This window comes from Paenibacillus zanthoxyli JH29 (genome assembly GCF_000520715.1).
GTDB lineage: Bacteria > Bacillota > Bacilli > Paenibacillales > Paenibacillaceae > Paenibacillus_AQ > Paenibacillus_AQ zanthoxyli.
In genome coordinates this window covers 1-20,845 of the sequence record NZ_ASSD01000385.1, presented here as the reverse complement: position 1 = coordinate 20,845, position 20,845 = coordinate 1, and the positions used below count along the sequence as shown (strand labels likewise).

Below are 20,845 nucleotides of genomic sequence, written 5' to 3'. Positions count from 1 at the left end.
GCCCCCCCGCCGTATCCATCAATCCGTCCAAATGCAGCCCTCCGGTCAGAAGGGTCCAAATGAGCAGCAGTACAGCCGCATCGAGTGGAGCCGCTCGGGATGACAGCACCACCAAAGCCAGATAAAGAATAGAGCCGATGACAAACCCCACAACCGGATAAAACAGCACGCTTCGGCTCACATAGCGCTTGTCATATTCCACTTGAACGGGAATCGGAAGCCGGGTAAGAAACTGGAATGCCACGATCAAAGAAACGAACCATTGTCTCATCTTATCTCTCCAATAAAAAGGCTTCCCGCCGCAAGCAGAAGCAGGGTCACGATGATTGCCGCGGTCAGCCTCAGAATTCTTATCGTCTGCCGGATATCCTCCGCTGCCATCTCCCGGGTGGCGGTTCCCATTCGGGCTCTCTCCGATACAATGCCGCCATAGCTGTTGAACCCGCCGAGCTGAATCCCCAGCGCTCCGGCGACCGCGGCCTCAGGGATGCCGCTGTTCGGGCTCGGATGCTTCACGGCATCGCGCCGCATGGCCTGCCATGCCCTCCCGGCACTCAGCCCTTTCGTCATCAGCGCCGCCGCCCAGAGCAGCAGCCCCGTTATTCTGGCGGGGATATAGTTCAGCACATCGTCAAGCCGGGCGGAAGCCCAGCCGAAATACCGGTATTTATCGTTCTTATAGCCGACCATCGAATCGAGGGTATTCACCGCACGATACAGTAAAGCCAGGGGAGCCCCGCCGATCAGCGCGTAAAATAAGGGAGCAACGACGGCGTCGACTATGTTCTCGGCGACCGTCTCCACAGTGGCTCGTGTGACTTCCCGTTCCGATAAAGCATGCGTTTCCCTGCCCACAATGTAGCCGACATAGGTTCTGGCGCTGTCTAAATCTCCCTTGATCAAGGGACGGAATACCTGCATAGCCGCGTCGCCCAAGCCTTTGATGGCAATCGTGGTTGAAATCAGCCAGACCGCAGCTAAAGACCGGATAACCGGGTGAATGAGTCCGGCGAGCCATAATGTCAGCACACCGGCGGCGTACACGGCGGACAGCACGATCAGGACAAGGAGCACACCAAGCGCCTTCTCCCTCGCCCGCCCCGTCCCGCATTTGCGCAGGGCCGCTTCCGTGGCGGATATAATCTTCCCTATCCCGATCACCGGATGGGGAATGCCGCGCGGGTCGCCGACCAGCAGGTCAATGACAATTGCTGTAATCACAAACATAATTCCTTGCAAAAATTACTGCCCCTTTCCGCCGAACCGCCAGGCCGCTTCCCGCAAATTCAAAGGAATTCCGCAAACAACCAGAAAGACTTCATCGGCCTGTTCCGCAAGCGCCTGATTCACCTGCCCGGCAAGGTCGCGGTACACTCTGCCCAAAGGATATTCGGGAACGAGCGAGTCGCCTACTTCATTGGTGACCAGAACCGCATGGAACGGAGCCTGTTTCAGCAGGCGGGCAAGCTCCCGGGTCCGCCCAAGAATAGCTTCGCTGTGATCCGGCTGCATCCAGCGCTCTTGTCCCGCTTCGTCCGGCTGTAACAGCAGGTTCGAAATCCATAAGGTAATACAATCGATCAGAACGACGGATACCGGTTCTTCCGACAGCCGCCGGATGACCGATTCCAGTTCGTACGGCTCTTCGACCGTCCGCCATTCCGCAGGCCGCCGGTCCCGGTGTAGTGCCGCCCGCCTTTTCATCTCGTCATCATATAACTGGGATGTGGCAATATACACGACCTCCTGCCCCCGGTTCAATCCCAGTTCCCCGGCATACTGCTCGGCAAAACGGCTCTTGCCGCTTCGCGCTCCCCCGGTGGCAAGAATCAGCTTTTTATCATAGGACTCCGCTTCGAGCATCATTTCCTCCCTGCCGCGCCCAAGTTCAATATTCAATTCCGAGAACCGCGGGCACTCCGTCATTGTAATAATGCTTAACCGCCTGAACCTCGGATACCAGGTCCGCCAGTTCAAGGATTTCCGGTTTGGCCTGGCGTCCGGTCAGGACGAGATGCAAATGCTTCGGCTTTTGCCGGATTAAATCCAGCACTTCGCCAAGGGGAAGGACGTCGTCAACCGGGAATCTTTCGATCGCCAGCGCATTGTTGATTTCGTCCAGCACGACTACATCCCAATCACCGTCAAGCACTTCTGCTCTGGCGGAGGACCAAGCCTCCCGCAGAGCGGAGCGGTGCTCCTCCGGCGTCTTCGTCCAGGTGAATCCAACGCCAAGCTGCCGGATCTCTACACCCAGTTTACGAAGAGCGATATGTTCTCCGTAGGTCCTCTGGGTCGATTTGATAAATTGCAAAATGAGCACTTTATAGCCGCGTCCCGAAGCCCGCACCGCGAGCCCCAGCGCGGCTGTCGTTTTGCCTTTGCCGTCGCCTGTATAGACTAGGGTATAGCCCTTGCGGTTCGCTCTCCGGTCAGACTGTTCCACTGGCTTCGCCTCTTTTCCGGCTGTATTGCAAGCAGCGCTGTATGAAGCGCTCCGCGACCTTCGGATTGGACGCAAAATGGAGATGCGTGTAGCCTGCCATCACATTTTCCGAATGGTAGCCTTCTAGTCCCGTTCCGCGCAGACCTTTTGTTTCATATATAAAAGGGTAATTCTCCCGGTCCGCCGTCAGTTTGGAATAATGGAATTCGTGGCCTCGGATAACCTCGCCCGCTTCCATAAGCAGACAGTCTTGGAGCGCCGTGGCCTCACGGTAGCCCAGCGCGGCGAGCTTATCCTGCATCGTAACGTTCGCCGGGATAAGCCCGACCATGGCATGCGTTTCTCCGGCGCGGTCGGTAATCGAATGGGTCAGGTACATGTACCCTCCGCACTCGGCGAAGACCGGCAAACCTTCCTGAATGCGAGCCCGCAAATCCCGCTTTACCCGCTCATCCGCCGCCAACCCGGCGGCAAACTCCTCAGGGAAACCGCCCCCGATATAAAGACCGTCCGCATCGCCCGGCACGGTATCGCCCGCTAAGGGGCTGAAATATACCAGCGTGGCGCCATACTGCTCTAGCAGTTCCAGGTTTTCACGGTAGTAAAAATTAAACGCCGCGTCCCGGGCGACGGCAATCACCGGTCCAGGGTTCGGGCCCGGCCCGGCGGTGAACAGCCGCTGCTTCGGCCAGGCGAGCGCCGGGGCCGTACCCGCCAGGGATAGCACCAACTCGATATCCACGCCGCCTTCGACCAAATCGGCCGCCCGGTCGAACAAACCGTCCAGCTCCCCCCGTTCAATGGCCGGAACGAGACCGAGATGGCGCTCGGGAATGTCCAGCCCGTCATCCCGCCCCAGCCAGCCGACAACGGGAATGCCGCATTCCTGTTCAATCGCGGCTTTAACGAGCTGATAATGCCCCTTGCTTCCGCACTTGTTCACGATGACTCCGGCAATGCGGATGCTTTCGTCCAGCTTCTGGTACCCCAGCACGACAGCGGCCGCGCTGCGGGCCATGCTCTGCGCGTTTACAACGAGAATGACCGGACTCTCCAGCAAGGCGGAAATTTCCGCCGTCGAACCGATATTGGACAACGGGTCCTTCCCGTCGTACAATCCCATGACACCCTCAATGACAGAGACATCCGCTCCTTCGGAAGCTCTGAGAAATATTTCACGCATGGTATCATGAGACAGCATCCAGGTATCCAGGTTGCGTGACGGCCTGCCCGTTACGGCGGTATGATAGGTTGGATCAATGTAATCCGGACCGCACTTGAAGCCCTGAACCCGAAGACCCCGACGCTTCAGGGCGGCCATTAACCCGATCGTCACCGTTGTTTTACCGGCGCCGCTGCCCGTTCCCGCAATGACGATCCGGCTTCGTCTCCCGCTCATACCCTCACCTGCCCGCCAGATGGGAATGGAACGCGGGCGATGGAAAGGGTGACGTTGCCGCTCTTCCTTTTCTCCAGCAGCCAATTGGCCGCTCCGGATGAGCGGAGCGCCGCAGGCTCGCTGACCCCGTATGCGCCCGTATATTTAAACACGGTTTCGGACGGATTTTTTAAGGGAACCTCATTCAGCTCGTCCGGAGTATACAATTCAAGCTTCCACCTATACTTCCGGCAGACTTCGAGAAGCCCCTCTTCATCCTTTTTCAGCATGATGGTGGCCGCATTGCGCACACTCTTGACGGACAGCCGGAGCTCGGACAGTGTACTTATAATCGTGTGCTCGATCTCCTTCGCCGATGTCCCCCGGTTGCAGCCGATGCCCAGGACAAGCGTCTTGGGTCTGTACAGGACCCCGTTATTCAGCAGCGCGGCTTCTTCCCCAGGCTCCAGCAGCCGGTCCGTAACCACCAGCGCCGCGTCAAACTCCGCCTGCATCGCCTCCGTGGCGTGACCGTAAATGGTAATATGCGGCGGTAGCGGCTTGTCATACGTCCACCACTGCGTCTCGCCCGCTTCCTGCACAACGGCGATCCGCTCCTCATTGACTACCGAAGCGCTAACGGGCGTCGCCTTGTCGAAGCTTTCGATCTCCCAGCCAAAACCGCGTCCGAACAAGTCCACCGGAATCGTCCCCTGCACATCGGACGCAGTCGTGATGACAGGATGCGCGCCGAGCGCTTTCGCCACCTCCAGCGTCAGCGCATTGGCACCGCCCAGATGGCCCGAAAGGACGCTAATCACATGCTGGCCGCGATCATCGATCACGATGACCGCCGGGTCCTTTTTCTTATCTTCCAGAATCGGGGCGATCATGCGGACGACGGCTCCAAGAGAAATGAAAATAATAAGTCCTTTGTAGGCTTTGAACAGGTCCGGCAGGATCAGCTTTACTGACCCCTCGAACAGACGATATCCCAGTTCCGTCTCATCTCCCCGGGCGAATTTGCTCATATAGTAAAGGTCGGTTCCAGGGAAATCCGCAGCCAAGGTCCGGGCCATTTCCACCCCATGCTTGGTAATCGCGACGGTGGCATATGGCTTAGTCATTGGCGGCCAGCCCTTTCCGATAACCATGGGTAAACGACTTGTCATATAATTTGGAACGGTGTTCGTCACGGTCGACCATTCCCGGGCCAAGCGCCCAGCCCGCCAGAATCATGGCGTGCATGCGAATTCCGGCCTGCTGCAAATCGCTGTCGAGATGCCGGAGCGTTGTGCGCACGATTTTCTGATCCGGCCATGTGGCCCGCTGCACGACGGCGACCGGCGTGTCCTCCGACCAGCCCGCTTCCACAAACTCTTTGACCACCTTCTTTGCCAGCGTGGCGCTTAAAAACAGCGCGACCGTACAGTGATGGGAGGCGAGGTCGCGGAGCTTCTCCCGCTCCGGTACGGGCGTCCGCCCTTCGGCCCGGGTCAGGATGACCGTCTGGGTCAAATCCGGCACCGTCAATTCGGCGCCCAGCACGGCTGCCGCAGCAAAAACGGAACTGACGCCCGGCACGATCTCGTAGGCGATACCGCGCTGCTTCAGCAGAACCATCTGCTCCAGGATCGCGCCGTATACGGCCGGGTCGCCCGTATGCACGCGGGCCACGCTTTTTCCGGCCAGAACGGCCTCCGCCATTACATCGACCATCCGCTCCAGATCCATGCCGGAGCTCTGCAGTACCTTGGCATGACTGCCCGCACGGGAGATCAGCTGTTCATTTACGAGCGAATCGGTGTACAGGACGAGATCGGCGTTCATCAGGATGTTTAGGCCCTTCACCGTTATAAGATCCGGATCACCCGGACCGGCGCCGACAATATACACTTTCGGTTCGAGCTTCACTATTTTTTCACCGCCATTAACGTCAAATATTCAAGCTCCTGCCCCTTTAATTCCCGCACATTTCGCCAGATCAGCTCATCAGAAGAGGTTACTTTCATGACCACCGAAGCTTTGTCCGTAAGCTCCATCTCCTCCAATAGATCGATGATCAAATCGAGCACTTTAGCGACCTTGATGAACACAACCGCATCATGTTCTTCAAGAGCTTTCTTCATTGCCTGACGGTCATTTCGGGCGGGCACAATCGCCACCTGCTCGTCACCGTCGGCCAGCGGGAGCCCGAGGCGGGCGGCAGCCCCTAGGACGGAGGAAATACCCGGAACGGATATAACAGGGACTTCCGGATGAAGCTCCTGCACCAGGCGAGCCATATGAATAAAGGTGCTGTACAGATTGGGATCGCCTTCCGTCACAAAAGCGATATCGTGCCCTTCCTTCAGATGCTCCCAGCACTGAGAAACCGTCCGGCTCCACTCCTTGTCCAGTGTATCCTGATCTTTTGTCATCGGAAACACAAGCCCCAGCATTTTTTTCTCCGCCGTATTAATATATAATTCCACGATTTCAAGCGCGTAGGATTTGCCGCCCATCCGCTTCTTGGGATAAGCAATAACCGGACATTCTTTCATCAAGCGGAACGCCTTGACCGTGATTAACTCCGGATCTCCAGGGCCTACGCCGATCCCGTATAAGGTTCCTGTCTTTACTGCTGTCGTTGTCATGGTTGTTCGGTTCCCTCTCTTTCGCTTTCGGGCTTCGCAAAGCCGGTGATCACATAAATGGGATTGAGCCCTTCGAAGCGGGTCATGTTCAAAATCGGCTTGCTGCGCGAAATCTGCACCAGCGTAATCCGGGAATCGAAGCTATGATCGGCAAGCGCCTGCCGGGATTCGGATAATGTCTCAATCGTTGCCGCATTCACAACAATTCTCCCTCCCGCTTTCAGCCGGAAGCAGCAGATCCGGATCAACTCCCGCAGCTCCCCTCCGCTGCCGCCGATAAACACCGCATCCGGATCGGGAAGCTGATCCAAGCCATTCGGGGCTTTGTCATGAATCACCGTGAAATCGGTACGGAATTTCTTCCGGTTCAGCTCAATGTTCTCGATATCACCGCCGTTTTTCTCGATGGCAAACACCTGCCCGTACGGAGCAGACAGCGTACACTCAACAGCGACCGATCCCGAGCCGGCTCCAATGTCCCACACGACGCTGTCTTTCTTGAGCTTTAACTCGGCCAGACTGAGCACCCGGATTTCCTTCTTGGTAATCAATCCTTTTTCGGGCTTCCGCTGATGAAACTCCTCGTCCTCAATACCAAACCCGAACTGCGGTGCCGCAACCACGGGCCTTCGGCGCAGAATGACGACATTCAAAGGTGAAAACTCCGTCCGGGACATCTCGTCCAGCGTCCAGAATCCGCATCTCTCATGCTCGCCGCCCAAATTTTCCGCAACAAAAGCCTCATATTCATTCATCCCAAAATCGATCAGATAACGGGCAATTGCAGGCGGACTGTTCTCGTGATCGGTCAGCAGGGCAATCTTCTCTTTGCCGCTCACTCTCTGCGCCAGCCCTTTCATCGTCCGTCCATGGACGCTTTCCACTGCGGCATCCTGCCAGCTTTCGCCCATTCTGGCAAAGGCCAATTGCACCGAGCTTACATGTGGATGGATATCCACCGCATCCGCACCCAGCTTTTTTACCATGAAACTCGCGATACCGTAAAACAGCGGATCACCGGAAGCCAGTACGACAATATCTTTGTCCGCCCTTAGTTCAGCCAGCCGTTCGACAGTGCTTCCCAGCCCTCCCTTAAATATGAAGCTTTCTCCCTGGTGATCCGGGAAAAAGAACAAATGTCTCTCGCCTCCGGCAAGCACATCCGCCTGATGAATCCGTTCGAGGGAAGCTGCGGACAGACCCGCAGGGCCTTCGTCTCCGATACCGATAATCTTGATGCGCCTATCCACTCCGTTCCTCCCTCCCCAATATCTCGCCTTTCATCGTGACCAGCACGACTTCCACCGTTAATCCTCCCCCGATATGCTCAAGACAGTGACGGCAGGCGTATTCGCATAATTTATCAAAAAAACCGGGCAGACCCGCCTCGGTAACGAGGTCGGCGGCTTGAGTCGCCGTGTTGCACTCCAGAATCGCCTCCTGCAGTTCGGGCGACGCGCCCGTCTCGGCAGCGGCCTTAGCCAGAAAACCGAAATCGACGGCGGCGCTTTTGGAGTGAACCATCATCACGCCCTGAGCCACTTTTGAGAATTTGCCGATCATGCCGACAAGGCTGATGGTTCTCATTCCAAGGTGTTTGGCATGCTGCAAGGAGAAGCCGACGAAGTCGCCCATCTGGATAAAAGACTCTTCACTCAGCTCAGGGTTTAGCTTCATCGCATATTTCTCGCTGCTGCCGCCTGTGGTCAGAACAACCTGAGTGCAGCCGGAAGCCCTCGCCACCTGCATGGCTTGAATAATGCTCGCCTTATACGCCGACGTGGAAAATGGCACTACCGTTCCTCGCGTGCCCAAAATCGATATCCCGCCGACAATTCCCAGCCGTCCGTTCAAGGTCTTTTTGGCGATTTCTTCTCCACTGGGTACGGAAATCACCACTTTAACGCCCCGGTCTATGCCGTACTCCTCCAAGACTTCCTGAACTTCCTTCCGGATCATCCGGCGGGGAACCGGATTAATGGCCGCTTCGCCTACCGGAATAGGAAGCCCCGGCTTGGTGACACGCCCCACCCCAGGCCCGCCGTCAAGTTCGATGCCGCTGCCGTCCGTCCATACCGCCATGGCGACTATTTTCGCCTTATGTGTAGCGTCCGGATCATCGCCCGCGTCCTTGATCGTGGCGCACTGCGCCCTATCCCCGCTAAATTCACCATCTATGATAGTAAACGTATGGAAAAATCCGGCGGGTAACCAGATGGTCGATTCATTAACCTGGGTATGGGTAGCTAGCATCATGACTGCGGCTTTCGCCGCCGCAGCCGCGCAGGCGCCTGTTGTAAATCCGTGCCGCATCTCCTTCGGATTGTTCTCCGGTTCCACAAAATCGCTCATGAGATCCCTTCCCCGATTTACGCTTTTTTCTCCGCCATAATGGCAAGGGCATTAACAGCGGCCACCACAACCGTACTGCCGCCCTTGCGCCCGAGATTGGTAATAAACGGAATATCGAGCTTGCGTAGCTCGTCCTTCGATTCCGGTGCGGACACGAAGCCTACCGGCATGCCGATAATCAGGCCCGGCTTGGCTTCGCCTTCCTTAACCATGCGGATCAATTCAAGCAGGGCGGTAGGGGCGTTGCCGATGGCGTAAATTCCGCCCTCCGCTTCGCGTACTGCCTTACGCATGGAGATGATCGCGCGGGTTGTGTTTAGCCGCTTCGCTTCCTCCATCACATCGGGGTCCGAAATGTAGACGTCGACGCTTCCGCCGAACCGCTCGATGCGCGGCTTGCTGATCCCAACCTGGACCATCTGGACATCGGCGACGATCTTTTTGCCGCTGCGGATGGCCGCTATTCCCGCTTCAATCGCTCCCGGGTGAAACACAATATTCCTGCCAAGCTCGAAGTCCGCCGAGGCATGGATGATTCGCTGAACGACCGGATACTGCTCGGGTGTAAAAGGATGTTCGCCCAGTTCTTCCGTGATGATCTCGAAGCTCTTGCTCTCGATTTCCTGCGGCTGCACCGTCAGCGGTTTAAATTCCGTCTTAAAATCCATAACATTTCTCCCTTGTATTCGAATTAGCGGGCAACTTCATTCAACCGCTCAATGACGTCCTGGAATTCCGTAAACACGGCGCCGAAATCTATTTCGGGCCGGGAAATTAATATTACCTGTATACCCAGCTTCAGCGCGGCTTCAATCTTATCGTCGACGGCCCCGGTTTTGCCGCTCTCCTTCGTGACCATCACCGTCGTGCCGTACTGCCGGTACAGAGCTTCATTCAGCTCCCGGGTGAACGGTCCTTGCAGGGCAATAATGTTCTTCTGCTCTACGCCGAGCTCTTCGCATTTCAACATATTATCGCGCCGGGGCAGCATGCGGGCTACCAGACGGATGTCCGGATCTCCCGACAGATGCTTGGTAAAAATATGCAGTGTCTTGCTGCCGGTGGTCAGCATAATGGAGCCCTTAAGCTTCTTGGCTTCTAATGCCGCTTCTTCATAGGAAGAAACAACCGTAAGCTTCGGATCGTCACCGTAGACTAAAGATGCCCGTTCAAAACGAATATAGGGAATACCCGCCTCCTTCGCGGCTTCCATCGCATTCCTGTGCGCTTCTTCAGCGAACGGATGGCTCGCGTCAACAATGGCCTTGACTTCTTCCCGGTGTATCAGCGTCACGATTTCATTCTTATCCAGACGTCCGACACGCACGGGCAGATTGGCTTCCTGCAAGCTTTTCGCTGCATTATCGGTAACTACTGATGTTAATATTTCAAATCCGTTCTGCTCAATCCTTATAGCGAGTTCTCTCGCATCACTTGTACCGCACAGGGTAAAAATCAAATCATTTCCTCCTCAGCATGCTCGTGATGTCATTCAGCGCGGCTATGTCCCCACACGATGATGATCGTGGTCGTGATGATGGCCGTTATGATGGTGGTCGTCATGATCGTGGCCGTGGTCGTGGTCATGCCCATGCTCGTGACCGTGTCCGTGATGATCGTGATCATGCCCATGCTCGTGATGGTGGTGATGATGCTCATGACCGGCCGCCAACCGGTATTGGCACATATCACAGTTCATAAAAGCCTGCCCTTCCACGGCTTCGGCAACCCGGTCGAGCAGCGCTTCCACCAGCTTCGGATGAAACCCGAAATACCCTGCAAGCTCAACTGTAATATCCGGGTGCAGTGCGGCAAACTCCGCTGTCATTTCCTCAATGCGCTTAATCAAAATCCCTGTAAACAGGAAGTAAGGAAGGACGAAGATTTTTTTCGCGCCAAGCCGTAAGACTCTTTCCAGGCCATCCTCAAAGGTTGGCTCCGTAACGCCAATAAAGCAGTTCTCCACCCATTTGACCGGAAGCTGCTCCCACAGAAGGCGGGTCATCTTGAAAAAATCGCTGTTGGCATCGCCGTCGCTGCTCCCCCGGCCAATCAGCAGAACGGCCGTTTCCGGTTCGCGCAATCCTTGCTCTATCGGCAGCTCCTGGCTGCCAGTCTTAAATCCGGCGGACGCCAAACGGGAGGTCAAGATCTCCATCACCTTTTGATGTACGCCAATCGGACGGCCGTAGACGAATTCCACGGCGGGATACAGCTTTTTGGCACGGTCTATCTCAAAAGGGATATGAATTTTGGCATGCCCCGCCGCGAACAGCATGATCGGAATTACGACAACCCGAGCGGCTCCCTGTTCAACGCAGTTGGCTATTCCCCGGGCAATATCCGGCTGGACAAACTCCAAAAAGCAGGTCTCTATCTTATACTGAGGCGCTGCCTGGCGTACCTTATCGGCAAACTGCAGCAGTTCCTCATTCCCTTCGGGGTCACGGCTTCCATGTCCCACCAACAATATCGCGTCCATCTTCTTCCTCCTCATGATCGTTAATCGCCGCAGACCGCATCCGCCACAGCAACGGCGGGCTGTTCCTCATGTCTGAACCCGGCAACCGTCCCCACACGTTTAAAAAACTTATGAAATCTTTCTCCCGGAAAAGCCTTATCGGTATATTCCCGGAAAATCCGTTCGACCGTATCTACAATTTGATCCGCTGCAATCCCTTCGGCGGCCGGCTGCGCCGGATGGGCGTTCCGCCCGATCGTCTTGCCGCCCAGAAACAGGTCATACGCCCCTTTGCGGTATACAATGCCGATATCCTCCAGCACAGCCCCGTAACAGGCCATACCGCAGCCGTTAAAGCCGATTTTCAATTCCTTGGGCGTCTTCAATCCGCCGATGACGCGGTTCAATTCTTCTGCGACGGGAATCGACCCGTCTTTTTCCAAATTGCAGAAGTCGCAGGCTTTAATCTGCGCGACATCGCCAATCGGAAAGACCAGCAGCTTCTCCGCTTTCAGCTCCGCGACGACCCGCTCGGGATCGCCCCCGGGGATGCGCAGAATGATTTGGTGATGCGGGGTATATTCCATTTCCCCCTGTTCACCTGCGATTTCCGCAAGCAGCGCCATTTGACGCGCGGTGAATTTCTTATTCGCAATGCCCGGCGCCACTCCCACCTCAAAAAGGGCGTTCGGATTTACGGCGGCAGATAGGGTGGACGGGTTCGCGACGGCAGACGGGGCGGAACCGGCGTAGCCTCCCGAGACGATGCCTTTGGCCTCAAGGATTTGCAGCGCCTCCATTGCCGCTTCAAGAGGGCTGGACGAACTCGCACTGTAAGAGGCAGGCGCCGGGAAATCAGGCTGGACAGACTTGGCTTCCCCGCTCGCTCCAGCCTGTTCCTTCGCACTCAGTGACCACGGCTCCGCTGCCACTTGCAGACGCTCGCTTGGTCTTAGTCTCTGCTCTTCCGAGTTCAGTGTATATTTCCGCTGGTAGCCTCTCGGCGTAATCATTAAGCCGTCATATACCACCGTCGAGGAGTTGCCGATAATAACCGTCGTAAGCATTCCTATTTCATGCTCCAGCATGTCCGCGAGCGTGGTCAGGACGATCTGCTGCCGATCCCGGTATGCGCTCTTCACCAGGCCCACCGGCGTGTCTGGGGAACGGTGACCCAGCAAAATCCGCTGAGTCTCGGCGATCTGCCGGGTACGTCTTCCGCTCCTTGGATTATACAGAGCGATTACAAAATCCGTCGCAGCCGCCGCTTCCACTCGTTTGGCGATGGTGTCCCAGGGGGTTAAATGATCGCTCAGGCTGATCGTACAGGCGTCATGCATAATCGGCGCCCCAAGGAGGGCGGCACAGGAGTTGATCGAGGAGATTCCGGGAATAACCTCTACTTCCACTCCTTCATCAGGATGCCATTTCTTTTCCATCAACACTTCATAAATCAGTCCGGCCATTCCGTATACACCGGCGTCGCCGCTGGAAATGACCGCAACCGTTCTTCCCATCTCCGCCTGCCGCACAGCTTCCTGAGCGCGGCTTACTTCTTCCGTCATGCCTGTTCTTACGATTTCCTGAGTCGTCAGCAGGCCCCGGATCAAATCCACATAAGTGTTGTAGCCAATAATGACTTCGCTTTCCTCAATCGCCCTGCGGGCACGATCCGTTATCTGTTCAAAAGCGCCCGGGCCAAACCCGATCACCAGCAGTTTGCCTCTCTTCTTTTCCATTCGTGCTCTGCCTCCTCTATATGAAACAACTATCCTATCCCCGGAACGCCAAGCTTTCCTCAGAGGAAGCCGGTTCATAGACTCAACTTCCCGGGACCGGTTTAACCTGAGTATCCTGCTGCCCCGGAGCCGGATCACTGAACCGCCAGGCCGAATTCATTTTCTTCGGGGGCCGGACTCGGGATTCCGAGATCTTCAAATGTGGCCATCTTTGAAACCAATTGGAGGGCCGATTCGATTACAGGCAGAGCCAAGGCGGCTCCTGTCCCTTCTCCAAGGCGCATGTCCAGATGCAGCACAGGCTTCAGCCCAAGCTCATCCAGAACAATGCGGTGCGCCGGTTCAACGGACAAATGGGAAGCGAATAAGTAATCCCGGCAGCGGGGCTCAATCCGGCAGGCAGCCAGCGCCGCGGCCCCTGTAATCACCCCGTCAATGACCACCGGAACCCTGCGGGCCGCTGCTCCCAATATCACACCCGCCAGCCCGGCGATTTCGAGTCCCCCTACCTTGGCGAGCACGTCGACAGCATCACCCGGATTAGGCCGGTTGACCTGTATCGCCTGTTCGATCACTTTCGTTTTGACGGCTAACACTTCGTCGTTGATACCCGATCCCTTTCCGGTGATCTGTTCCGCCGGATGGTTAGTGAACACTGCCGTCATGGCACTGCTCGGAGTCGTGTTGCCGATGCCCATTTCCCCTAAACCGATCACTTCGACCCCTTTATCAGCAAGCTCATAAGCCGTATCGATCCCAACATGGAGCGCGGCAACCGCTTCTTCCTTGGTCATCGCCGGTCCTTTAGCCATATTGGCCGTTCCCGGGCGGACCTTCCGCTGAATTACACCTTCCGGCAGGTCTGTCAGCAAAGTCCCGATATCGACAACGTGAACCTCCGCCCCCGCCTGCTGTGCGAGCACATTAACACCGGCGCCTTGACGAATAAAATTCGCCATCATCAGCCCGGTAACTTCCTGCGGAAATGCGCTGACGCCTTCCTGAACGACCCCATGATCGCCGCACATCACGATTATCGCCTTTTTGTCCACACGGGGCTGGATACTGCCAGTAATACCGGCAAGCCTTACAGCGATCTCCTCCAGTTGGCCAAGACTCCCCAAGGGCTTAGTCAGGTTGTTGACCCGTCTTCTCATTTGATGCATCGATACAATATTGAGCCGTTCAATCTCATTTAGCACCTGCAATAATTTTTTCAAGAAAATCACAATCCTCTCTTTTATTTAGAGTCTTATGTAACAGGAATTGAGAAACAAAAAAGCACTCCTACACACAAAAGAGCGTAGAAGTGCCGTTAATCGCCAGAATACAAGCGTTCTCCCCCTCCCTATCCTCGTAGGTCAGTCGTGCTGTTGAAAAAAGGCAGGTCTCCTGACTTATGGATCAGACGCAAAACGAGATCATGATGACCAAGTTGCTTAAGCCTTCCCATTTGACACAGTGGCTTAAAGCTCGCTCTCCATTTACAGTGGCGGGACCGCGACGGACTTTCACCGTTCTTCCCTTTTAAGAAACGCCGCAGCGTTTCACCTTTTCTCTCATATGCTGTTGTGGACAAATATGCTTAAAGTATGTCTATTATAACTTGAGTTTTGAAGAGAAGTCTATAAGTCTGTTTTTCAGTGTATCCGTGAATTCGATTACAGCACCGTTCTCTACGATTTCTGCTTGTCCGGTAATCATCCGAATGATGCTGCCATGGGTTACAAGCAATACATTCCTGTCCGCTAAAGGCTCCAAACTGCAAATTCCGCCGCTAACACGCCCTTGCATCGATTCCATAGATTCAACCCCATAGACCGGGGAATGGATCAGCTCTGGATCTGCTATTTGAAAAATAGACCTAATCTCACCCAGCGTCTTGCCCTCCAGCTCACCGAAGCAGCGTTCCGCGAACCGGCTGTCAACCTTAACAGAAAGTCCGTAGACGGACGCCATCATATTGGCCGATTCATAGGCTCTTCGCAATGGGCTTGAAATAACGGCATGAACATTCATCCGTTCCCTGAGCCGTATGGAGATTTCCTGCATCTGGCCCAGTCCGCGTTCATTCAGACCGATATCCTGTATCCCTTGTATTCTCCCTCGCTTGTTCCAATCGGTCTCTCCATGGCGCATCAGATAAAGAGGCATTTCTAATCTCGTCCTTCCAAGCCTGTAATATAGCGCTAAATAGCTGCAGTATGTAGATTATAGTAATTTCGATTTCCAACATTAATTCCCTTCTCCATACTTCGATCCGGCGGACTGGATTTGGCTATACTTCGCTTATTACTATTTCCAGCCACCGCTCGAAGCCGGACAGCCTGCCCACGCACGGGATAAAAAGAGCAGCCTACCGGGATGAGTTAGACTGCTCTTGGCATTATCTATTCAGGGAATCGGAACTACTTTGATTTCCTTTATTTTTACAGCAGTGATTCGATAAACATCTATTTTCTCCATATGTCCGTTGTCTCCTACCGCACACAGGTAATCGGGTCCCGGCACAAGGGATATCGTTGGAATGTTCGCTTCGTATAGGGGCTGGCCTTCTCCTAAATAAAATTTACCCTTGGGGTTCAAGGTTATGGTTTGGACTTTTGTCCGCCCTTGTACGGCGTTCAGGTAGATGCGGTCCATGGCTTGATTGGCTGTAAATACTAACTCATTGTCAATCTCATGTGTAAACGACGTATAGTTAGTATGCTTGTCATCATCCTTCCATTCATATAAATTTTCGGACGGTTTATCCAATTTGCTTTATAATTTCTCGTATAATAAATAGGAGGTATTAACATGTTAGGAATTGATGTGAAAAAGCAGAATGAAAAACTAATTATCACTTGGCAATTAACTAAAATAGAAATACCTATTGATGACATTCGGGATGTTTTGTTTGATGATACTTACGGTGGTGAGGAAAAAAGTGCAATTAGGATTGGTGCCCCCTATGGTACAACTGATAGAGTTGTAATTAAGACGATTTCAAATACTTATATTCTGTTTACCACTAACGTGCATAGTATATTAAGTAAGATAAAATCTTATCTCAAATAATTATAATTGTTGCAAGAAAATTTTTGATTCTTCTAAGCCCTTTTTATTATAGCGTTCAGGCAGTCGAGATTTTCTTGACCGCCTGAACGTCTGACATTTTCCATTCTCCATCAAGCTCCGAGCAGGAGCACATATTCCGTGAATTTCACGCCGTTCCAGTCGTCGAAGATAATACGAACCACCGCAGCGGCACCGGTAATATGGGTTCATTCAGCTTCGGAAACTAAGGTGAACCGTTCGTTAATATGCTGCGGATGTTCAATTTCATCGATGATCGCGACCGCGTAATCCGCATAACTTACATAGCTGTCCCCATTGGCGTTGACGATGAAGTTATCTTTTCCTTTTTGATAAGCGCCGGTTCGTTTGCCCTCCGGGTCGAAAAACGGGGCCGGACTAACAAATGTCCACTGGATTCCATACGAGTTCTGAAGATCCTCAAGGTTTTTGCCTTGATTGAATGCCGTTGCAAAGTACTCCTTAGGAAATTGAGGTGTATCCATCGCACGTATCGTTTGGGCTTCGTCCACAAACAAGCTTCCGGCTCCGCCGACAACAATTAATCGGGTTCCCGGGGCTCCCTTAATCGCTTCAATCAATACTCTCCCCGCTTCAACATGCAGCTGCTCTTGCCCGGGAGCGGCCCCGAATGCATTGACAATGGCATCAAATCCCTGAAGGTCCTTGGAAGTTATATCAAAAATATCTTTCTCCAAAATGGTTACTTGGTTTCCTTCGACTTTCGATGCGTCTCTGACAATCGCCGTTACCTCATGTTCACGGCTTACGGCTTCCTTGGCAATCGCCGCCCCCGCTTTTCCGCTTGCTCCAATGATTCCGATTTTCATGTTCGTTTACCTTCCTTCTTCATAATATTTAACCTGTAATAACTTTGATTACCTGTAACTATAATAGTTTCAGGCCTGTTATTTGTCAACTCTCTTATTCACAAAAAAACAACCCTGGCTCGTCTGAAAACGAAACCAGGGTTTGTAAAAACGTTATTATGCCGTTTGTAAGGGATTAGCCCAATTTTTCAATTACTGCTTTGGTTACAGCCAGCGTAGACTGCGGATTCTGGCCTGTAATCAGGTTGCCGTCCACCTCATAATGAGAAGTCCAGTTCGGGGCTGCCACATAGATCGCGCCCAACTCGCGAATTTTGCTTTCGAGCAGGAAAGGAAGATGTTGATCCAGCGTTGTTTGCGCCTCTTCCCGGTCTGTAAAGGCGCTGACACGTTTACCAGCGACAAGCGGTTGACCGTTCGACAAGGTGGCGCCAACCAGCCCGGCCGGTCCGTGGCACACGGCAGCTACAATCTTGTTCCCTTCGTAGAAATCACGCAGCAGCTTGTGAAGGGTTTCGCTTTTTGGAAGATCATACATCGTTCCGTGACCGCCCGGCAAGAAAATAACATCGAAGCCTTCAGCAGATACTTCATCAAGCTTTTTCGTGTTTTCCAGATATTTTTCCGTATCCAAAATTTCTTGCGGAGTATCGGCATCTACACTGCCCGGATCGACTGGAGCTTTACCTCCAAGCGGGCTTGCCACTAACAGCTCATAGCCTTTTTTCGTAAATTCAATATAGGCTTCGCCAAATTCAGACAGCCAAATCCCGGTCGATTTGTCTTCATGAACTTCCGTATGGTTAGTTACAACGATCAAGACTTTTTTTGCCATTTGTATTGCCTCCAATTTATTATTTTGTTGCTTTCTTTATATTAAATCCGAATTATATATAAAACAAATTATGAAATTTCAGATTATCCATAAATATTTTTATACATCTTCACTTATGAGCGTCATCATCTCTTGGACTTGCGGCAGATGTTTATGCTTCAGCTTATAGGCGAAAAACAACTCATTCTTCACTCTTAAATCCTCATAAATGACTTTCGTTTTTTCATTAGCCGAGCTTTTTAATAGATATGTAGGGATAACGCTTAGACCCGGACCGTTTTCGATAGCCTTCAGAATTAGATGTAAATCAGGAATGATATGGATCGGTCTGATTTGAGGACGCTTCTTAAAATGCTCTCTCCAAATTCTCCTTATCATCGGTAAATCCAGCCCATAGCTTATCCAATTTTGCGAAGAGAACCACTGTTCCAATGACTTCAGGTCGTCTGTGTCCGGTGTTTCACAATCGCTGGGAGCAACAATAACAAATTCTTCATCCATCAGCTTCTGATACTCAATGCCTGGCGCCTGATACCTTTTTGACGTAATGATGAGATCCAACTTATCCTCTTTCAGCAGTTCCAGCAATTGATCGGCCGTTCCCAAATTGGTGATGGTGCTCATGTTGTATTTATGCAGCCGGGGGAGTATTTTTTCAGTGTAAAACTCGTGTGCGGCTCCTATCTTGATGACCGTAAGCGTAGGTAAAGAAGCCGATTTGAAACTCATCGTGGCCTCCTCCAGAGACTCGATCAGCGGAGCCAACTGTGAATATAACTCCTTCCCCCGTTCCGTAGGAATTAATTTTCTCGAAGTCCTGACGAATAACATTTCACCGACCTCAGCTTCCAAAGAAGCTAAGTGCTGGCTCATTGCCGGTTGCGTCATGATCCGTGCCTTCGCGGCTTCCGACACAGAGTTGTGCTTATATATCGTACAAAAGCTTCTGTACCACTCAAAATCAACCATATGAAAATCCCCCTCCTGCTTACCTGACTGACTTGCCTTAAATAGAAAAAGACCGCCCTCTCGTAAGGTTACGGTCTATTTCCTGACTGATATTTCAAAATCCGCCGGCTTCAAGTACGGCTATCTACAAAGGTTTCGTGTCAGCGTACGGGTTGCATTGACGTTCCGTCACAATTCTTCCATACCAAGGTTGAACTGCCACTGCACACCGAACTTGTCCGACAGACTTCCGTAAGCTTTGCTCCAAAAGGTCTCTTGAAGCTCCATGCCAACTTTACCGCCCTCTTTAAGTTTATCAAACGCGGATTGCAAGGCGTCCTTGTCGTCGGTCACAATGGCAAGGCTAATATTGTTGCCTACCTAAAAGGCATACCGGGAAAAGTATCGGAAAACATCACGTTGCTTCCAAAAATAGTAAGCCGGGTGTGCATGATCAGGTTCTTCGCTTCCTCCGGGAGCGGATATTCCGGGTTGGGCGGCGCTTGCCCAAAAGTCATTAATTTGGGTTCTTCCGTTCCAAAGACCTGTGCGTAAAACTCTACCGCTTCACGACAATTACCATTAAAATTCAAATATGCGTCGACAGCCATGAGCAATCTCCTTTATTTTGAATTTGATATTTCTATCATACATCATGTCTTAATTAGCAATCAATCATACCCAGCCTACGCCATTGACATCATAAGAAAACCGCAGAATGCCGCATTGTCATATTGCAGCGAAGCATCAACTTCTTGCTTAATCCAACTTTTTCATTTTTCCACTTTGTGCTTTTTGGCAACCTCAAGCATCAGAGGGTCCGTGAAGCCACCGGGATATTGCATAAAAAATCTTTCTTCAGCTTCTTTAAGCTTAGCTCTGTTCATAGCTTCATCTACTCCATTTCACCGCAGCAGTATACCGGACCTCCTCTATTCATCTTAAAGTATAATCGAACACCAGTTCTGTTTCAAGTGGGTTATAGGAAAAAGATTTCTGCATCAAGAAGGAAACGAAATGAACACGAAAATAAAAAGCCTCATAGGAGGCTTTCTGGGATCGGGGAGGCCAAAATGACTGCCGCGATAAATAGGATCTGCAGCAGAGTCCGGACAAGCAGCTTAGGTACAGGCTTGCCGTCAATCGTCAATTTGTTTCGAGCCGCATATACATTTGCAGGGAACATCGCTATCAGTAGAAGCGTCAAGCCAACCGAAGCTGCAAGGGAAGTACGGGGGAGCATGATACCGATAGCCCCAGCTATTTCCAGAAGTCCCGTTGCCGTCACAATCCATTCGCTCCTTAGAAAAACAGGAGGAACCATCCGCATGAGGTCAGGTCGCCTTTTTCCCCAGTGAGCAGAAGCAGTTAGCAAAAACATGACAGCCACGGCTCCTTGCAGTGATGTGTGCCAGTCATCGAAAAAGGACAGCCCTAACAATCCAAGCAACCGGAACATTAAAAAAGAGGCAACAAGCGCAATCAATGGTGCCATATCGATCCCTCCGTATTACATCTAGTTGTCTTTCAAAATGCTGACCATGTAGGCAGATAAATCTTGGGCAGTAGAAGAAGGGTTCTTAATGGGAAAAGAAGAACGGACGCGCAGACCCAGCGAGAGCAGAACGAACATTTCCGCCGTCTTCTCCGGATCAACCGATTCCAGAATAACCCCGTGCCGCTGGCCGCTCACGATCCATTGCTTAGATAAATATACCGACCGCTCATAATAATTCTTAAGCACTTCCGCGACAGCAGGTTCATCCTCCTTGCCTAGCAAGTACATCAGAACCTTGTTCGTCACATCATTTGCATCTTCCAAAGCCTCCAGATTACGCGAGATAACTTGCATCGGTCCGTCAAAGGTTGTCGGAGCCTGTATCACTTCATTCATGAAATGCTTGTTGATTTCTTCTAGCCGTTCTTGCAGCACCCAGGCAAAAATTTCGTCTTTACTTTTTACATAATGAAAAATAGCGCCCTTAGATAACTCTGATTTTTCCATGATATCCTTCAATGTGATACTGTGGCAGCCTCTGTCCCGCAATAGCTCTTTAGTTGCATTAAGCAGCTGCCCTATGGTTTGTTCTCGGCGTTGCTCTTGCTTCAAGGTGATTCCTCCATAATCGCTTAAAAAATTCC

Annotated in this window: 23 protein-coding genes, 1 pseudogene and 1 riboswitch; of the genes and pseudogenes, 1 reads left to right on the top strand and 23 read right to left on the bottom strand. The window is 52.5% G+C overall.

The genetic code is table 11. The features are described from left to right. From L691_RS28945 to L691_RS0114295, 17 genes are all read right to left on the bottom strand, one after another. Nucleotides 1-271, bottom strand: a 271-nt coding sequence (locus L691_RS28945) for an adenosylcobinamide-GDP ribazoletransferase (RefSeq protein WP_036737087.1), incomplete at its 3' end; no start/stop codon positions are given. Next, nucleotides 268-1,227 carry an adenosylcobinamide-phosphate synthase CbiB gene (gene cbiB, locus L691_RS0114370; RefSeq protein WP_036737094.1) on the bottom strand — a complete coding sequence of 320 codons (960 nt, stop codon included), beginning with the start codon at nucleotides 1,225-1,227 and terminating at the stop codon, nucleotides 268-270. The genes cbiB and L691_RS28945, both read right to left, overlap by 4 nt. Nucleotides 1,228-1,242: 15 nt before the next feature. Then, nucleotides 1,243-1,866 carry a bifunctional adenosylcobinamide kinase/adenosylcobinamide-phosphate guanylyltransferase gene (gene cobU, locus L691_RS0114365; RefSeq protein WP_051459374.1) on the bottom strand — a complete coding sequence of 208 codons (624 nt, stop codon included), beginning with the start codon at nucleotides 1,864-1,866 and terminating at the stop codon, nucleotides 1,243-1,245. Nucleotides 1,867-1,888: 22 nt separating this feature from the next. Then, nucleotides 1,889-2,446 carry a cob(I)yrinic acid a,c-diamide adenosyltransferase gene (cobO, locus tag L691_RS0114360; protein WP_025691186.1) on the bottom strand — a complete coding sequence of 186 codons (558 nt, stop codon included), beginning with the start codon at nucleotides 2,444-2,446 and terminating at the stop codon, nucleotides 1,889-1,891. Next, nucleotides 2,433-3,845 (bottom strand): cobyrinate a,c-diamide synthase, encoded by a 1,413-nt coding sequence (locus L691_RS0114355; RefSeq protein ID WP_025691185.1) that lies wholly within the window; start codon nucleotides 3,843-3,845, stop codon nucleotides 2,433-2,435. The genes cobO and L691_RS0114355 overlap by 14 nt, the downstream gene beginning before the upstream one ends. Next, nucleotides 3,842-4,951: a cobalt-precorrin 5A hydrolase gene (locus tag L691_RS0114350; protein WP_025691184.1), complete on the bottom strand. Its 1,110-nt coding sequence runs from the start codon at nucleotides 4,949-4,951 to the stop codon at nucleotides 3,842-3,844. The genes L691_RS0114355 and L691_RS0114350 overlap by 4 nt, the downstream gene beginning before the upstream one ends. After that, nucleotides 4,944-5,738, bottom strand: coding sequence for a precorrin-4 C(11)-methyltransferase (gene cobM, locus L691_RS0114345; protein WP_025691183.1), 795 nt, complete (start codon nucleotides 5,736-5,738; stop codon nucleotides 4,944-4,946). Before cobM ends, L691_RS0114350 begins: the two co-directional genes overlap by 8 nt. Then, nucleotides 5,738-6,460, bottom strand: coding sequence for a precorrin-2 C(20)-methyltransferase (cobI, locus tag L691_RS0114340; protein ID WP_025691182.1), 723 nt, complete (start codon nucleotides 6,458-6,460; stop codon nucleotides 5,738-5,740). The genes cobM and cobI overlap by 1 nt, the downstream gene beginning before the upstream one ends. Further along, on the bottom strand, nucleotides 6,457-7,710 hold the full coding sequence (locus L691_RS0114335; RefSeq protein ID WP_025691181.1) for a bifunctional cobalt-precorrin-7 (C(5))-methyltransferase/cobalt-precorrin-6B (C(15))-methyltransferase: 1,254 nt from the start codon (nucleotides 7,708-7,710) through the stop codon (nucleotides 6,457-6,459). The genes cobI and L691_RS0114335 overlap by 4 nt, the downstream gene beginning before the upstream one ends. After that, nucleotides 7,703-8,812, bottom strand: coding sequence for a cobalt-precorrin-5B (C(1))-methyltransferase (locus L691_RS0114330; protein WP_025691180.1), 1,110 nt, complete (start codon nucleotides 8,810-8,812; stop codon nucleotides 7,703-7,705). The genes L691_RS0114335 and L691_RS0114330 overlap by 8 nt, the downstream gene beginning before the upstream one ends. Before the next feature lie 17 nt (nucleotides 8,813-8,829). Then, entirely contained in the window at nucleotides 8,830-9,480 is a 651-nt protein-coding gene (locus L691_RS0114325) for a precorrin-8X methylmutase (RefSeq protein WP_025691179.1), read from the bottom strand. 23 nt (nucleotides 9,481-9,503) lie between these two features. Continuing rightward, nucleotides 9,504-10,271 carry a precorrin-6A reductase gene (gene cobK, locus L691_RS0114320; RefSeq protein ID WP_025691178.1) on the bottom strand — a complete coding sequence of 256 codons (768 nt, stop codon included), beginning with the start codon at nucleotides 10,269-10,271 and terminating at the stop codon, nucleotides 9,504-9,506. Between the two features lie 42 nt (nucleotides 10,272-10,313). Next, nucleotides 10,314-11,294 carry a sirohydrochlorin chelatase gene (locus L691_RS28940; RefSeq protein ID WP_036737085.1) on the bottom strand — a complete coding sequence of 327 codons (981 nt, stop codon included), beginning with the start codon at nucleotides 11,292-11,294 and terminating at the stop codon, nucleotides 10,314-10,316. Nucleotides 11,295-11,314: 20 nt separating this feature from the next. Beyond that, nucleotides 11,315-13,012, bottom strand: a complete 1,698-nt coding sequence (gene cobJ / locus L691_RS0114310; protein ID WP_025691177.1) for a precorrin-3B C(17)-methyltransferase — start codon at nucleotides 13,010-13,012, stop codon at nucleotides 11,315-11,317. Between the two features lie 134 nt (nucleotides 13,013-13,146). Beyond that, on the bottom strand, nucleotides 13,147-14,241 hold the full coding sequence (gene cobT / locus L691_RS0114305; protein ID WP_036737083.1) for a nicotinate-nucleotide--dimethylbenzimidazole phosphoribosyltransferase: 1,095 nt from the start codon (nucleotides 14,239-14,241) through the stop codon (nucleotides 13,147-13,149). Between the two features lie 136 nt (nucleotides 14,242-14,377). Further along, nucleotides 14,378-14,582, bottom strand: a riboswitch (cobalamin riboswitch). Nucleotides 14,583-14,611: 29 nt separating this feature from the next. Then, complete coding sequence (locus L691_RS30715; protein ID WP_025691175.1) at nucleotides 14,612-15,166, bottom strand: histidine phosphatase family protein; 555 nt, start codon at nucleotides 15,164-15,166, stop codon at nucleotides 14,612-14,614. A gap of 240 nt (nucleotides 15,167-15,406) precedes the next feature. After that, nucleotides 15,407-15,769 (bottom strand): hypothetical protein, encoded by a 363-nt coding sequence (locus L691_RS0114295; RefSeq protein WP_025691174.1) that lies wholly within the window; start codon nucleotides 15,767-15,769, stop codon nucleotides 15,407-15,409. A gap of 42 nt (nucleotides 15,770-15,811) precedes the next feature. Between L691_RS0114295 and L691_RS0114290 the strand changes: the two genes are divergently transcribed. Then, on the top strand, nucleotides 15,812-16,072 hold the full coding sequence (locus L691_RS0114290) for a SunI/YnzG family protein (RefSeq protein WP_025691173.1): 261 nt from the start codon (nucleotides 15,812-15,814) through the stop codon (nucleotides 16,070-16,072). 206 nt (nucleotides 16,073-16,278) lie between these two features. On the opposite strand, the gene L691_RS0114285 is transcribed toward L691_RS0114290, so the two are convergent. The 6 genes and pseudogenes from L691_RS0114285 to L691_RS0114255 form a co-directional block, all read right to left on the bottom strand. After that, nucleotides 16,279-16,920, bottom strand: a complete 642-nt coding sequence (locus L691_RS0114285) for an NAD(P)-dependent oxidoreductase (RefSeq protein WP_025691172.1) — start codon at nucleotides 16,918-16,920, stop codon at nucleotides 16,279-16,281. Between the two features lie 175 nt (nucleotides 16,921-17,095). Next, a complete protein-coding gene (locus L691_RS0114280; RefSeq protein WP_025691171.1) occupies nucleotides 17,096-17,755 on the bottom strand; it encodes a type 1 glutamine amidotransferase domain-containing protein in 660 nt (219 codons plus the stop codon). A gap of 99 nt (nucleotides 17,756-17,854) precedes the next feature. After that, the gene (locus L691_RS0114275; protein ID WP_025691170.1) at nucleotides 17,855-18,724 is read right to left on the bottom strand and encodes a LysR family transcriptional regulator; all 870 of its coding nucleotides are present in this window, start codon (nucleotides 18,722-18,724) and stop codon (nucleotides 17,855-17,857) included. Between the two features lie 168 nt (nucleotides 18,725-18,892). Then, nucleotides 18,893-19,314, bottom strand: a pseudogene (locus tag L691_RS28930) (VOC family protein). A 428-nt stretch (nucleotides 19,315-19,742) separates the two neighbouring features. Further along, nucleotides 19,743-20,198 carry a DoxX family protein gene (locus L691_RS0114260; RefSeq protein ID WP_025691169.1) on the bottom strand — a complete coding sequence of 152 codons (456 nt, stop codon included), beginning with the start codon at nucleotides 20,196-20,198 and terminating at the stop codon, nucleotides 19,743-19,745. Between the two features lie 21 nt (nucleotides 20,199-20,219). Then, nucleotides 20,220-20,845, bottom strand: a 626-nt coding sequence (locus L691_RS0114255; protein ID WP_232229187.1) for a TetR/AcrR family transcriptional regulator, incomplete at its 5' end; no start/stop codon positions are given.

Coding starts and splice junctions, on each gene's coding strand:
- L691_RS28940 (WP_036737085.1), bottom strand. CDS start 11,294: ATGGACGCGATATTGTTGGTGGGACATGGAAGCCGTGACCCCGAAGGG.
- cobU (WP_051459374.1), bottom strand. CDS start 1,866: ATGATGCTCGAAGCGGAGTCCTATGATAAAAAGCTGATTCTTGCCACC.
- cbiB (WP_036737094.1), bottom strand. CDS start 1,227: ATGTTTGTGATTACAGCAATTGTCATTGACCTGCTGGTCGGCGACCCG.
- L691_RS0114330 (WP_025691180.1), bottom strand. CDS start 8,812: ATGAGCGATTTTGTGGAACCGGAGAACAATCCGAAGGAGATGCGGCAC.
- L691_RS0114260 (WP_025691169.1), bottom strand. CDS start 20,198: ATGGCACCATTGATTGCGCTTGTTGCCTCTTTTTTAATGTTCCGGTTG.
- L691_RS0114355 (WP_025691185.1), bottom strand. CDS start 3,845: ATGAGCGGGAGACGAAGCCGGATCGTCATTGCGGGAACGGGCAGCGGC.
- cobI (WP_025691182.1), bottom strand. CDS start 6,460: ATGACAACGACAGCAGTAAAGACAGGAACCTTATACGGGATCGGCGTA.
- L691_RS0114325 (WP_025691179.1), bottom strand. CDS start 9,480: ATGGATTTTAAGACGGAATTTAAACCGCTGACGGTGCAGCCGCAGGAA.
- L691_RS0114280 (WP_025691171.1), bottom strand. CDS start 17,755: ATGGCAAAAAAAGTCTTGATCGTTGTAACTAACCATACGGAAGTTCAT.
- L691_RS0114275 (WP_025691170.1), bottom strand. CDS start 18,724: ATGGTTGATTTTGAGTGGTACAGAAGCTTTTGTACGATATATAAGCAC.
- cobJ (WP_025691177.1), bottom strand. CDS start 13,012: ATGGAAAAGAAGAGAGGCAAACTGCTGGTGATCGGGTTTGGCCCGGGC.
- L691_RS0114285 (WP_025691172.1), bottom strand. CDS start 16,920: ATGAAAATCGGAATCATTGGAGCAAGCGGAAAAGCGGGGGCGGCGATT.
- L691_RS30715 (WP_025691175.1), bottom strand. CDS start 15,166: ATGCCTCTTTATCTGATGCGCCATGGAGAGACCGATTGGAACAAGCGA.
- L691_RS0114350 (WP_025691184.1), bottom strand. CDS start 4,951: ATGACTAAGCCATATGCCACCGTCGCGATTACCAAGCATGGGGTGGAA.
- L691_RS0114290 (WP_025691173.1), top strand. CDS start 15,812: ATGTTAGGAATTGATGTGAAAAAGCAGAATGAAAAACTAATTATCACT.